9 protein-coding genes and 2 tRNA genes are annotated in these 13,395 nt (G+C 61.9%); 9 read left to right on the forward strand and 2 right to left on the reverse strand.

Annotated elements, in window-relative coordinates; translation table 11 throughout:
• Nucleotides 1–877 precede the first annotated feature (877 nt).
• The gene (locus tag ABID26_RS21375; protein ID WP_354416269.1) at nucleotides 878–1,447 is read right to left on the reverse strand and encodes a hypothetical protein; all 570 of its coding nucleotides are present in this window, start codon (nucleotides 1,445–1,447) and stop codon (nucleotides 878–880) included.
• Nucleotides 1,448–1,772: 325 nt separating this feature from the next.
• Nucleotides 1,773–1,847: transfer RNA gene (locus ABID26_RS21380), tRNA-Asn, on the reverse strand.
• Between the two features lie 218 nt (nucleotides 1,848–2,065).
• Between ABID26_RS21380 and ABID26_RS21385 the strand changes: the two genes are divergently transcribed.
• From ABID26_RS21385 to ABID26_RS21425, 9 genes are all read left to right on the forward strand, one after another.
• A complete protein-coding gene (locus ABID26_RS21385; protein WP_126099760.1) occupies nucleotides 2,066–2,326 on the forward strand; it encodes a hypothetical protein in 261 nt (86 codons plus the stop codon).
• Nucleotides 2,327–2,500: 174 nt separating this feature from the next.
• Nucleotides 2,501–2,574 (forward strand) — tRNA-Cys (locus ABID26_RS21390).
• Nucleotides 2,575–2,681: 107 nt separating this feature from the next.
• A complete protein-coding gene (locus ABID26_RS21395; RefSeq protein WP_292339036.1) occupies nucleotides 2,682–3,356 on the forward strand; it encodes a protein-L-isoaspartate O-methyltransferase family protein in 675 nt (224 codons plus the stop codon).
• A 183-nt stretch (nucleotides 3,357–3,539) separates the two neighbouring features.
• A complete protein-coding gene (locus ABID26_RS21400) occupies nucleotides 3,540–4,934 on the forward strand; it encodes a TolC family outer membrane protein (RefSeq protein WP_292344036.1) in 1,395 nt (464 codons plus the stop codon).
• A gap of 238 nt (nucleotides 4,935–5,172) precedes the next feature.
• On the forward strand, nucleotides 5,173–5,982 hold the full coding sequence (locus ABID26_RS21405; protein ID WP_292371193.1) for a PopZ family protein: 810 nt from the start codon (nucleotides 5,173–5,175) through the stop codon (nucleotides 5,980–5,982).
• Between the two features lie 216 nt (nucleotides 5,983–6,198).
• On the forward strand, nucleotides 6,199–8,982 hold the full coding sequence (locus ABID26_RS21410; RefSeq protein ID WP_292344529.1) for a valine--tRNA ligase: 2,784 nt from the start codon (nucleotides 6,199–6,201) through the stop codon (nucleotides 8,980–8,982).
• A 361-nt stretch (nucleotides 8,983–9,343) separates the two neighbouring features.
• Nucleotides 9,344–10,561: an OmpP1/FadL family transporter gene (locus tag ABID26_RS21415; protein WP_292304261.1), complete on the forward strand. Its 1,218-nt coding sequence runs from the start codon at nucleotides 9,344–9,346 to the stop codon at nucleotides 10,559–10,561.
• A 295-nt stretch (nucleotides 10,562–10,856) separates the two neighbouring features.
• Nucleotides 10,857–12,581: a dihydroxy-acid dehydratase gene (gene ilvD / locus ABID26_RS21420; RefSeq protein WP_292304263.1), complete on the forward strand. Its 1,725-nt coding sequence runs from the start codon at nucleotides 10,857–10,859 to the stop codon at nucleotides 12,579–12,581.
• On the forward strand, nucleotides 12,568–13,395 hold the full coding sequence (locus ABID26_RS21425; protein ID WP_126099766.1) for a tetratricopeptide repeat protein: 828 nt from the start codon (nucleotides 12,568–12,570) through the stop codon (nucleotides 13,393–13,395). The genes ilvD and ABID26_RS21425 overlap by 14 nt, the downstream gene beginning before the upstream one ends.

Genomic DNA, 13,395 nt, shown 5'->3' on the forward strand with positions numbered 1-13,395 from the left:
CCCTAGTCGGCGACTTGGCATATTGTGGTACTTGTATCCTAATGAAGGCCACAATTCTGACGGGAGGCACACGGCCTATCTCTCCATGCCTGCGGTTTGGCGAAATCTCGATCCGGAGCTGTTCGATTTTCTCGCGGAAGTAGTTCCTTACGAAAGGTCAGTGCAGGCCATTCAAAGGGCTTTCGATAGCGAGGCGCGCTTTGTCGCTGAACCTGTCCCGACCGGACTGACAGCTCCTGAACGGAGCGCTCGGCGTCGGCACTGGTTTGAAACGACTCTTGCGCATTTGAATGAGTGCGACCTCGTCTTCGCAGATCCGGACAATGGCTTAGTTGGCGATGAGGCTTGGCGTCGGAAAGCCACAGGCTTCGGTAAGCAGATGCCTCTCTCGGAGGTGCGCGAATTGAGCGCGGGGCGGTGCGCGGTAATTTATCACCACAATAGTCGGTTCAAAGGCGGGCATGACGCCGAGGTGGACAGTTGGTTACGGGCTCTTTCGATGCCAGCGATCGCGGTGAGGGCGACTGCTTACAGCTGTCGTACCTTCTTTGTGGTCAATCCGGATACCGAGATCGTTGAGCGTACCCGCGCGTTCTGCGAAAGGTGGAAAGATCACAAGGTCCGTCTTCACGCGTCACGGGTCTAGGCTACTGAGTGCCAAAATCACCGCGCAGCCGCCCGGGCACCACCAGGTCCTGCAGTGGGCCGGAATCAGACTGACGGCTAGAATGCTGAACCGGATCGGAAAGGTCCCAAGCCCATTGGGCGCAATCCAATAAGGCCGGCGAGTTGATCGAAGCGGCAGATCTTGGATCACAGATTTTCACGATCTTACGGGTGTGCGTTCAGTCCATTTTCTTTCTCATTGCTCCCCGATCTACTGTTCTGCGGGGTCGGTGGTTTGCAAGCTCAAGTTTTGAACCCAGCGCCTACGGCCCTTTTTGAGCTCGTGTACAGCCAGAAACAGTGATCGTTCGTCGCGCAGCAGTGCGAGCGCCTCGGTCGTAAAGCGTGGAGAGACCCGAAGCCACACCGTCCAGCGTGGCTCGCCTCGGACCTTGTCGATGAGTCCCATGCCGGGGGGAGGGATGTAAATCGGGATCTGCCGACCGCGGTATTGACGATATTTGGGCGAGCCGTGTTCATCGCGTGCCTGGACGTCTTTGAGCGTCGCACGAATGTCGCCAGAGTACAGGTTGTTGCTATAGATTGTGACCTCATAGGTATCGCCCGCCCGTTCCTCCGGGTAGATGGATTTCCCGCCAACGGTGAGTTGCTCGGTGAACCGGTAGAGCGGATCGTCAGCATCGGAGTTCCAAGCTGATTCCGGCACATAGACGTTATAGTTGATGGCAGCTTCGACGCTCGCGTCCCAGCGCTCCAGTCTAATGGCGAGATGGGTGTGTTCTTCCTCGACCGTCTTTTGGCGCTTTGTTCTGCGGGGCATTGGATCATCCGCTTGCCTGATCAGTTCATTTGGTCGGCATAACGGCCGCTCAAGGCAAGAATCCGGTCGAACGACTCATACGACCAACGAAACATCGTTCGAACAACGGTCGCTGCTGCTTTTCGGGTCCGCTATCCGGACCAAAACTTGGTGAAAAGGCTAACTCGTTGAAAATGTCTGGCATGGCCAAGGGGAATCGAACCCCTGTTACGCTGATAGCGGCAACCATCCGAACAGGTCCATAGCGAAACCAGATTCTGTAGATATGCTGTAGATCGGCCGTTTTTCGCAGCTTTTTAGGGATCTACTAAGTCTTTGAAACTGTTGGCTCCCCGGGCCGGATTCGAACCAGCGACCAACCGGTTAACAGCCGGTTGCTCTACCACTGAGCTACCGGGGAACGGAGGCTCTGATGTGAGTGGCGCAGCCTATAGCAAACACCTTTCGGCTTTGCAAAGCAGCAATTCGCATTTTTTCTCCAGTTTTTCGTGCGGCCATTTGTGGCATCGTTTCGGCGTGCCCACATATGAACGGGTTCACACTCGCACGGAACAAAGCGGCCGGTTGTTGCCTTTGGTACCGACGGCTTCAGCCACGCAGATGGGATCTGGTTTTTGAATGACGGCAACTGACGACGATAGCGCCCCGGCGCGGAAGATCACGATCTTGGGCCGCGAATTCACCATGCCCCGCTCGCGGGGGGCGCGGATCGCGATCGGCGTGCTGCTCACCGTCGGCGGTATTCTCGGTTTTCTGCCGATTCTCGGCTTCTGGATGATCCCGCTCGGCCTGCTGGTCCTGTCCTACGAATTCGCGCTGGTGCGTCGCCACAGGCGGCGCTTCGTCGTCTGGTGGCAGCGCCGGCGCCGGCCGGACTGAAAGCTGACGGGAGAGACCCGGAAAGCTTGGAACACGCCGTCGAGACCGGCCGCAAGCGATCGGCAACCATCGTTTCCGATGACGCATGGGAAAGCGTCGGGAATGATTTTCCGGTGCTTGACGACCTTTCACCGCCAACATAATGAGTTCGCTCGGAACGCCGGGAGCATGGAAGGCCTCGTGGCGGAGTGGTTACGCAGAGGACTGCAAATCCTTGCACCCCGGTTCGATTCCGGGCGAGGCCTCCAAATGCCCGGGCTCCGGCGCCGTCGCGCCGGAGCGTCAGGTTCCGGTCGAATTGGCCCGCTGATTTCATGCGGGTAGCGAACTGGCGCGGAAGCGGATTGGTTGGGACATGAACGCTGATTTTTCCGAACGCCGCGTGAAGATGGTCGATGGCCAGATCCGCACCACCGACGTGACCAGCGCGCCGCTGATCGAAGCCATGCTTTCCGTGCCGCGCGAAGCCTTTGTCGGCGCCGGCCAACGCGATCTCGCCTATATCGACGAGGACATCCGTGTTTCCGGCGGCGCCAATGGCAGCGGCGCCCGCTACCTGATGGAACCGTCGCCGCTTGCCAAGCTTTTGCAACTGGCCGAGATCAGCGACACCGATTCGGTGCTCGATGTCGGCTGCGGCACCGGCTATTCGGCCGCCCTGCTTTCCCGAATCGCAAAATCGGTGGTTGCGCTGGAAAGCGACCCGGCATTGGCTGAAGCCGCGAAGTCGACGCTTTCGACGCTGAGTTGCGAGAACGTGACGGTGATGACCGGGCCGTTGCCGCAAGGTCATGCCGCGAAGGCACCCTATGATGTCATCTTCATTGGCGGCAGCGTCGAGGAAGTGCCTGCGGCATTGCTCGACCAGCTCGCCGAGGACGGACGGTTGGTTGCGGTCGAAGGGCAGGGCAACTCTGGCGTGGCCCGGCTATTTTTCAAGGCCGGGGGGGTTGTAACCGGAAGACGGGCATTTAATGCGGCAATTAAGCCACTACCGGGCTTCGAACGTGCCCATGCATTCGAATTTTAAGCGGTTTTGCCTTGCAGCGAAGGCGCTGTCGTGATCGCTTGCGCCTGAACAATCGTTGCTGATTTGCTTCACCGGACTTTCGGCGGGCAGTCAGCGGGGGAACGATAACAACGCGTCGCCGGCTGATCTGGAAGGAGAGGCTGCGTGGCGCGGTTCCCATGCAAAACGAATGAGGGATAATACGTGCCGCCCCTACACAAGACTTTTCTAGTAGCCATTCTCGTTTCGGCGACAGCGCTTTCGCCCTTGACCGCATCAGCAGAAACCATCACCGGCGCGCTCGCCAAGGCCTATCAATACAATTCCCAGCTGAACTCCGCCCGCGCCGGCACCCGCGTTACCGATGAAGGCGTTGCCATCGCCAAATCGGGCTACCGCCCGACGATCAAGGGATCGGCGAGCATCGATTACACGAGCAGCCACTCCAACAGCCTGGGTCAGACCTTAAACATCACTACAGGCAACTTTGGAGTTCAGATCGACCAGACGCTGTTCGACGGGTTTCAGACCAAGAACAATGTCGCCGCCGCCGAAGCGCAGGTCAGCGCCTCGCAAGAAAGCCTGCGCAACACCGAAGAGAACATCCTGTTCAACGCGGCAAGCGCCTATATGGATGTGATCCGCGATCGCCAGATCGCGGTGCTGACCGAACAGAACCTGCAGTTCCTGACCGAGCAGGCACGCGCCGCACGGTCGCGCTTCGAGGTCGGCGAGGGCACCCGCACCGACGTCGCTCAGGCCGACGCCTCGCGCGCCACCGCGGTAGCCCAGCTCAGTGCCGCCCGCGCGACGGCGCAGGCCAGTGCCGCGACCTACCACCAGATCATCGGCGACGAGCCGGGCAAGCTCAAGGCGGCCGCGCCGGTTGGGAGGTTGTTGCCGACGAGCCTCGATTCGGCCTTCACCGTTGCCGCCGCGGAGCACCCGGCCATCCTTGCCACGGAACATCTTGTCGACGCCGCTGCGTTTTCGGTGAAATCGGCCGAAGGGGCGCTTTTGCCGCAGCTTTCAGCCAGTGCCGGGATTTCGAGCCAGTACCGCAACACCACGCCCGGCGTTTTTGCATCGTCGTCGTCCGAAGGGACGACGAATTCGGCCAATATCGGCGCAACGCTCACCGTGCCGATCTATTCGGGCGGCCGCACCTCGGCGCTGGTTCGCCAATCGAAGGAATCGCTTAGCCAGGCCCGTATCGAAGTCGACGTCAGCCGCGACCAGGTGCGCCAGGCCGTGGCTTCGGCATGGACGCAATACACCGCGGCCCGCGAAAGCGTGGATGCCAACAGGCAGGTGATCGCCGCCGCGCAACTGGCGCTCAACGGCGTCATCGAGGAGCGCAATGTCGGCCAGCGTACCACGCTCGACGTGCTCAACGCGCAGAACGCCGTCATCACGGCCAAGATCAACCAGGCCAGCTCCGAGCGAGACGTCGTCGTGGCGAGCTACGCCATCCTGTCGGCGATCGGCCGGCTGTCGGTCGACCGGCTGGGCCTAGCGGTCACGAAATACAAGCCGGAAGAGCACTACAACGCCGTCAAGGACAAATGGATCGGACTGCGCACGCCGGACGGCCGTTGATCCTTCCTGTAAGCTTCCAAAAGCGCCGCGTATCCGATGGATGCGCGGCGTTTTTGCATTTGAAAGCCAACCGGTCGGCTGCTGGCGTCGGAGGCGGCTAATCTGTTGAAATCCAATGTCTCCCCAGATTGGGGATTCTCGGATGACGATCGGTCGGTTACGCTGTCGCCATTGATTCGAATTCCGGCCGGACCGGAATGGAAATCTGCAATAGGTCACAAGGGCGGCGGATGTGACGATGGCGACGGCAAGCAGCGCACAGCGCGAACCTTCCATGGAAGAGATCCTTGCTTCCATCCGAAGGATCATCGAGGACAGCGACACCGGCCGCAAGCAGCCCGCGACCGATAGCGGCGACTTGCGCCAGGACCTGCAGCCGACGGCGGCGGCGCCGGCCGCCGATGTTGACGCTTTCCGTTCCGAGCTCAACGCGGAATCCACCCCCAGGAAGCCGGTGAGCCTGGCGGAGATCCAGGCCCAGCTCGCGGCCTCCGACCCGGCGGTCGAGCGCGGCGAGACGCGCCCCGAGCCCGTGAAGACCGCGCCTGCGCCCACCACCCTGGCCGAAGTCGGGGCCAACGTCGCTGCCGAACCCGGCGCTCCGGCCGCAGCAGCAGGGACGCCGCAAAGTGCCGATACCATCGTCGCCGACTGGCGGCGCGAGATCGCTGCCGTTGGCGGAAGCTCGGTCAAAGCGAAGGTGGCGACTCGCCCTCCGGAAGCGGCGCCCGAAGTCGAGATCGACGAGGAGGATCTTGCCACGCCAACTGCCGAAACCGTGGTCCCCGGCAAGGTCTCGGGGCCATCCTCGGCCGATTTGCCGCCGGCCCGGCCGGCGATCCTGTCCGAACATGTGGGCCGTCAGGTCGCGGCGGCGTTCGGCGAGCTTTCCGATGCCTTCGCCAGCCGCGGCAAGAAGACCTTCGACGAGATGGCCGAGGAGATGCTGCGGCCGATGTTGCAGGACTGGCTCGACAACAACCTGCCGACGCTGGTCGAGCGGCTGGTGCGCGAGGAAATTGAGCGCGTGGCGCGCGGCGCACAGTGATTTCGCCAGATCGTTCGAGGTAAAAGGCGCCGCCATCGGGCGGCGTCTTTGTTCCGGCAAATGCAGCCTCGGGATCGTTTTGCGATGAGGCGCGGGATTGCCGTCGATCGCGGCAAGCCTATCTGGGCGAGGCGCGCCTATCCTTCTCGCGGTTGACTCGGCCAAGAGCTTCCGATTTACACCGGACGCTTGTTCCCGACAGTTCGGACTTCCTCCATGCTTGATAAAACCTACGACGCCAAGACCGTCGAGCCGAAGATCGCCAAAATCTGGGAAGAGGCCGACGCTTTCCGCGCCGGCGCCGGGGCGGAGGAAGGGGCGGAGGCCTTTACCGTCGTCATCCCTCCGCCGAACGTCACCGGTTCGCTGCATATGGGCCATGCGCTCAACAACACGCTGCAGGACATACTGGTGCGCTTCGAGCGCATGCGCGGCAAGAACGTGCTGTGGCAGCCCGGCATGGACCATGCCGGCATCGCCACGCAGATGGTGGTCGAGCGCCAGCTGATGGAAAGGCAGATCCACCGCCGCGACCTGACGCGCGAGGAGTTCATCGAAAAGGTCTGGGAGTGGAAAGCCGAATCCGGTGGCGCGATCTTCAACCAGCTGAAGCGGCTCGGCGCCTCGGCCGACTGGTCGCGCGAACGTTTCACCATGGACGAGGGTCTGTCCAAGGCGGTGCTGGAGGTTTTCGTCACGCTCTACAAGGAGGGCCTGATCTACAAGGACAAGCGCCTTGTGAACTGGGATCCGAAGCTTTTGACGGCGATTTCCGACCTCGAGGTCGAGCAACACGAGGTCAACGGCAATCTCTGGCATTTCCGCTATCCGGTCGAAAGTACGGTGTTCGACCCTGAGAATTCGAAGACGTTCATCACCGTCGCCACGACGCGCCCCGAAACCATGCTCGGCGATACGGCGGTGGCCGTGCATCCCGACGACGAACGGTTTCGCGATCTGGTCGGCAAGAACGTCATCCTGCCGATCGTCGGCCGAAAGATACCTATCGTGGCCGACGAATATTCCGACCCGGAGAAGGGCTCCGGCGCGGTCAAGATCACGCCGGCGCATGACTTCAACGATTTCGAGGTGGGCAAGCGCCACAAGCTGCCGGCGATCAACATCCTGACCGTCGAAGCCGCCGTCAAGCTCAAGGACAATGAGGACTTCCTCGCCGGTCTCGAGGTGACGCCGGAGCGCCAGGCCGTTTGGGACGAGCTCGACGGGCTCGACCGCTTCGTGGCGCGCAAGAAGATTGTCGAGTTGATGGAAGCCGACGGCTTCCTGGAAAAGGTCGAGCCGCATCGCCACACCGTGCCGCACGGCGACCGCGGCGGCGTGCCGATCGAACCGTTCCTGACCGACCAGTGGTATGTCAACGCGGCCGAGCTCGCCAAGCCGGCCATTGCCTCGGTGCGCGAAGGCCGCACCAACTTCGTGCCGAAGAACTGGGAAAAGACCTATTTCGACTGGATGGAGAACATCCAGCCCTGGTGCATCTCGCGGCAGCTCTGGTGGGGCCACCAGATTCCGGCGTGGTACGGGCCGGACGGTCGCGTCTTCGTCGAGAAGACCGAGGAAGAGGCGCTCGCCGCGGCGATCGAATATTATCTGGCGCTGGAAGGCCCTTGGAAGGCCTGGGTCGAGGACAAGCTGGAGAATTTCCAGCCTGGCGAGATCCTGACGCGCGACGAGGACGTTCTCGACACCTGGTTCTCCTCGGCGCTGTGGCCGTTCTCGACGCTGGGCTGGCCCGACCAGACGCCGGAGCTCAAGACCTACTACCAGACCGACGTGCTGGTGACCGGCTTCGACATCATCTTCTTCTGGGTGGCCCGGATGATGATGATGGGCCTGCATTTCATGGACGAGGAGCCGTTCCACACGGTCTATGTCCATGCGCTGGTGCGCGACAAGAACGGGCAGAAGATGTCGAAGTCGAAAGGCAACGTCATCGACCCGCTCGACCTGATCGACGAATACGGCGCCGATGCGCTGCGCTTCACCTTGACCGTCATGGCGGCGCAGGGGCGCGACGTGAAGCTCGATCCGGCGCGCATCGCCGGCTATCGCAATTTCGGCACCAAGCTGTGGAATGCGACGCGCTTCGCCGAGATGAACGAAGTCGCCAGGAACGACGATTTCTGGCTGAACGACGCCAAGCTCGCGGTCAATCGCTGGATCCTGACCGAGCTGACGCGGGCGGCCCGCGCGGTCACCGAGGGCATCACCACCTACCGCTTCAACGAGGCGGCCAGCGCCGCCTACCGCTTCGTCTGGAACCTGTTCTGCGACTGGTATCTGGAACTGCTGAAGCCGGTGTTCATGGGCACGGACGAGGCGGCCAAGGCGGAAAGCCGGGCCTGCGTCGCCTTCGTGCTGGACGAGATCTACAAGCTCTTGCATCCAATGATGCCGTTCATGACCGAGGAGCTGTGGGCGCAGACCGCGGGCGAGGGTAAGGAGCGGGAGTCGCTGCTTTGCCATGCCGCCTGGCCGTCGCCGGATTTCGAGGACGACGACGCGGCCGCCGACATCAACTGGCTGGTCGACCTTGTTTCCGGCATCCGCTCGGTGCGCTCGGAAATGAACGTGCCGCCGGCGGCGATCGCGCCCCTGGCGGTGATCGGCGCCAACGCGACGACGCGCGAGAGGCTCGAACGCCACGATCAGGCAATCAAGCGCCTGGCCCGTGTCGGCAGCATATCGCTGGCGGAAACGCCGCCCAAGGGCTCGGCCCAGATCGTCCTCAACGAAGCGACCATCTGCCTGCCGCTCGGCAGCTTGATAGACCTGCAAGCCGAGGCTGCGCGCCTGCAGAAGGAACTGGCCAAGGTGACCGAGGAGATCGCCCGCCTGCACAAGAAGCTGTCGAACGAGAAGTTCGTCGCCAACGCGCCGGAAGAGGTGGTCGAGGCCGAGCGCGAGAAGCTCGCCGAATATCGCGAGGCGCAAGAGAAGCTTTCGCTCGCCCTGACCAGGGTTCGCGACGCCGGCTGAGGGACAAGATTCGCCCCGTCGGAGAGCAGCTTTCCGGAGCGGAATCTCAATCGGAGATAGGCATGCCGTTGCGTTAATTTTGACGTAAACGGAAACTTTGCGCCCCATTGTTGCCATAATGTAACAATGGGGCCCATTTTCTCCCAAAATGGCCTGTTTTTGGGCTGTATTGAAAGGTTTTTGCAGCTTTTTCCTGCCATTTGATGCCTGTTAAGCCGCGATTAGGCTCGATTTCGCGGCCGGGCACCATGGCAAAAATGCGAGCTGTCAAGGTGTACGTGTACAACTCTTGAATTCGTAGTTGCGCCGTTAACCCGAATTGGTTCTAGCTTGCCCCACTGGTATTTCGGGGAGGGACTCCATGAATTTTTTGCGGCTCAAAGCACTGCTGGGCGCGGGGTGCTTTTCGCTAGCCTTGGTCGGAGCGGCAATGCATCCGGCGCATGCCGGCGGCCTGGAGCGCGGCGGCTACGACATTGACCTGCTGTTCGATCCGGCGCCGTTCGCGACGGAAGCGGAAGCGACCTTCGTGATGCCGGATCGTAAATACAAGAATGCACTTGGCCCAGGGGGACTCAATCTCGGTCTAGGTAGCACGGCCGACGGAGCTGAGGATTACTGGGTCCCTCGCATCGGTGCCAAAGTCCAGGTTGTGCAAGGCGTCGATTGCATGGTCGATTATTCGCAGCCATGGGGCGCGCACGTAGCCCCTGGTATGTGGAACGGCGCTGTTTCCAATATCGAAACCGATATCAAGAGCGATAACTACGCGGCCACTTGTTCGTATAAGATGGATGCGGGCAAAGGCCAGCTTCGGTTCATTGGCGGCGTATTCTACCAAGAGGTGTATGGCTTTAAGGAAAGCCTAATCGCGCTCATGCCCGTTGTTGCAACTGGCCGTGTCGATCTGTCGAGCAGTGGATGGGGTTGGCGGGCCGGCGTCGCTTATGAAATCCCTGAGATCGCATTGCGCGCGAGCCTAGTCTACAATTCGCAGGTCAAGCTCGACAACATCTCCGGTACCCTCACGACGCCGAGGGGACCCACGGGGATCTACGGTGAAAACACCTCCATGCCGGACTCAGTTGAACTGAAGTTGCAGTCGGGCATCGCACCTGGCTGGCTTGCCTTCGGTTCGATCAAATGGGTTAACTGGAGCCTGTTGCAGAGTGTCGCGATTTGCCCTCAGGGCAGCCAAATTATAGCCGCCTGTTTCACAGGTTCGCCGGTCGAGGTTACATCTCTTGATCTGATGTACCGCGACGGTTGGACGGTTTCGGGCGGCATTGGCCACAAGTTCAACGACCAGTGGAGCGCGGCGGGCCAACTTTCGTGGGATCGCGGTACTTCGCATGGCTATGGCTCGCAGACGGATACGTGGACGCTGGGCGGCGGCGTCGCCTACACGCCTAAGCCAAATATCGAAGTTCGGCTGGCCGGCGCTATCGGCGTTATGACCAGCGGTCATTCGGGCATAGTTGTCGGCGAGAACGGCTACGCAGCCGGCACCGACGCCAGCTACGACTTCGGCAACGATCTGGTCACGGCGATTTCGGGCGGCCTCAAGATCAAGTTCTAAGCTTCTGCAAATTTCAAGGGAAAAGGCCGGGCAGCGCCCGGCCTTTTTTCGTTGTGCAATCAATAGTCTGGCCTGGCTGCCCGATCCTATGTTGCAAATTCGCGTCGCAGCCGGCGCCCTTCACGATTGTGACGTTTTAGCAACAGTTTATGAACAACCCCGGCGCTAAAAGGCTAGCCGAGGGAACTGCCCATTTCCCGCCATAAACGCGGAGCAACCCGGATAGGTCCCGGGAATGCGTGCCAGGTTGGCGCGGCGAAGGGGGTAGGCCGCGGGGTGTGCGGCAAGGACGAGTATGGACGCCAGGGTGATCTCCAAGGCCAAGCTGCCCAGCCGCTACGTGACCGTTGGTCCGGCGCGCGCGCCGCACCGCTCGTACCTCTACGCCATGGGACTGTCGGCGGCCGAGATCGCGCAGCCGTTGGTCGGCGTCGCCAGCTGCTGGAACGAGGCCGCGCCCTGCAACATTTCGCTGATGCGCCAGGCGCAGGTGGTGAAGAAGGGCGTCGCGGCCGCCAACGGCACGCCGCGCGAATTCTGCACCATCACGGTCACCGACGGCATCGCCATGGGCCACCAGGGCATGAAATCGTCGCTGGTGTCGCGCGAGGTGATCGCCGATTCGGTCGAGCTCACCATGCGCGGCCATTGCTACGACGCGCTGGTCGGGCTTGCCGGCTGCGACAAGTCGCTGCCCGGCATGATGATGGCGATGGTCCGCCTCAACGTGCCGTCGATCTTCATCTATGGCGGCTCGATCCTGCCCGGCAGCTATCGCGGCCGGCAGATCACCGTGCAGGACGTGTTCGAGGCGGTCGGCCAGCATTCGGTCGGCACGATCTCCGATTCCGAACTGCTCGAAATCGAGCAGGCGGCTTGCCCGTCGGCGGGTTCCTGCGGCGCCCAGTTCACCGCCAACACCATGGCGACCGTCGCCGAGGCGATCGGCCTGGCCTTGCCCTATTCCTGCGGCGCGCCGGCGCCGTACGAAATGCGCGACCGCTTCAATTTCGCCTCCGGCGAAAAGGTCATGGAGCTGATCGCCAAGAACATCCGGCCGCGCGACATCGTCACCCGCAAAGCGCTGGAGAATGCGGCAACTGTCGTGTCCGCCACCGGCGGTTCGACCAACGCGGCGCTGCATCTGCCGGCGATCGCGCATGAGGCCGGCATAAAGTTCGACCTGTTCGATGTCGCGGCGATCTTCGAGAAGACGCCTTACATCGCCGACCTCAAGCCCGGCGGCAAATATGTCGCCAAGGACATGTTCGAGGCCGGCGGCATTCCGCTCTTGATGAAAACGCTGCTCGACCACGGCTATCTGCACGGCGATTGCCTCACCGTCACCGGCCGCACTTTGGCCGAAAATATGCAGCACGTTGCCTGGAATGACAGCCAGGATGTTGTGCGTCCCGCCAATCGGCCAATCACCAAGACGGGCGGCGTTGTGGGCTTGAAGGGCAACCTTGCCCCCGAAGGCGCGATCGTGAAGGTCGCCGGCATGTCGGAGCTGAAATTCTCAGGCCCGGCGCGCTGCTTCGATTCGGAAGAGGAGTGCTTCGAAGCGGTCACGCTGCGCAATTACCAGGAAGGCGAGGTCCTTGTCATCCGCTACGAGGGGCCGCGCGGCGGTCCGGGCATGCGCGAAATGCTGTCGACGACGGCGGCGCTTTACGGCCAGGGCATGGGCGGCAAGGTGGCGCTGATCACGGACGGACGCTTTTCCGGTGCTACACGTGGCTTCTGCATCGGCCATGTCGGGCCGGAGGCGGCGGTCGGCGGGCCGATCGGGCTCATCAAGGATGGCGACGTGATCTCGATCGACGCCGTGAAAGGCACGATCGAGGTGGCGCTGTCGGATGCCGAGCTCGCAGCGCGGGCGAAGAAATGGAAAGCGCGCGAGACCGATTATCAGTCCGGCGCAATCTGGAAATATGCGCAGACCGTAGGGTCGGCCCGCGACGGCGCGGTCACCCATCCGGGCGGTGCGAAAGAAACACACTGCTATGCGGACATTTGAGGTGTTGAGGTCATCTGTCTTTTCGGCACTGGTCGCGGTTGCGACCTTGGTAGCCGTCGGGCAGGCCATGGCCTTCGACGACAAGGTGTTCGACGACAAGACCGGAGTGAAGCCGCAGTCGAGCCCGTGGGCGGTGTTCCAGTTCGGTTTTTCCGCCTACAAAAACGGCCATAAGGACCAGGCGGTCGAGGCCTATAAATACGCCGCTGAGAACGGCCAGATCGGCGCCACCTGGAAGCTTGCGCGCATGTATGCCCAAGGCGACGGCGTGGCGCGCGACGACTACGCGGCCTTCAAGTTCTTCTCGGAGATCGTCGACCAGGACGTCGAGCCCGGCTCGCCGGAGGAAAGTTACGTCTCCGACGCGCTCGTCGCCCTCGGCGACTATCTGCGCAAAGGCATCCCGGGCAGTCCGGTCGAGGAAAACGAGGTCGCGGCGCAGGAATATTACATGCGCGCCGCCGCCAACTACCGCAATCCGAACGCCCAGTTCGAGATCGGCCAGATGTTCCTCAAGGGCGAGGGCGGCGTGAAGGCCAGCGTCAAGCAGGCCGGGCGCTGGCTGCAACTGGCAGCCGAAAAAGGCCATGCCGGCGCCCAGGCGACGCTCGGCAATCTGCTCTTCCAGAGCGGCAAGATCGTGCGCGGCCTGGCGATGATGACGGCCGCACTCGAGCGTGCTCCGCCCGCCGATCAGCCCTGGATCCGCAGCATGCAGGAAGAAGCCTTTGCCGCCGCCGGCGAAGCCGACCGCCGCACGGCGATCTCGCTCGCCGACGACATCCTGACCAAGGGCAACAACGGCGACCAGTGA

It is taken from the genome of Mesorhizobium shonense (assembly GCF_040545255.1).
Classification (GTDB): Bacteria; Pseudomonadota; Alphaproteobacteria; order Rhizobiales; family Rhizobiaceae; genus Mesorhizobium; species Mesorhizobium shonense.

What these genes read in the sequence shown, in the direction of transcription:
- ABID26_RS21395 (WP_292339036.1), top strand. Translation starts at nt 2,682, where the DNA reads ATGAACGCTGATTTTTCCGAACGCCGCGTGAAGATGGTCGATGGCCAG.
- ABID26_RS21425 (WP_126099766.1), top strand. Translation starts at nt 12,568, where the DNA reads ATGCGGACATTTGAGGTGTTGAGGTCATCTGTCTTTTCGGCACTGGTC.
- ABID26_RS21405 (WP_292371193.1), top strand. Translation starts at nt 5,173, where the DNA reads ATGGCGACGGCAAGCAGCGCACAGCGCGAACCTTCCATGGAAGAGATC.
- ABID26_RS21385 (WP_126099760.1), top strand. Translation starts at nt 2,066, where the DNA reads ATGACGGCAACTGACGACGATAGCGCCCCGGCGCGGAAGATCACGATC.
- ABID26_RS21375 (WP_354416269.1), bottom strand. Translation starts at nt 1,447, where the DNA reads ATGCCCCGCAGAACAAAGCGCCAAAAGACGGTCGAGGAAGAACACACC.
- ABID26_RS21415 (WP_292304261.1), top strand. Translation starts at nt 9,344, where the DNA reads ATGAATTTTTTGCGGCTCAAAGCACTGCTGGGCGCGGGGTGCTTTTCG.
- ilvD (WP_292304263.1), top strand. Translation starts at nt 10,857, where the DNA reads ATGGACGCCAGGGTGATCTCCAAGGCCAAGCTGCCCAGCCGCTACGTG.
- ABID26_RS21410 (WP_292344529.1), top strand. Translation starts at nt 6,199, where the DNA reads ATGCTTGATAAAACCTACGACGCCAAGACCGTCGAGCCGAAGATCGCC.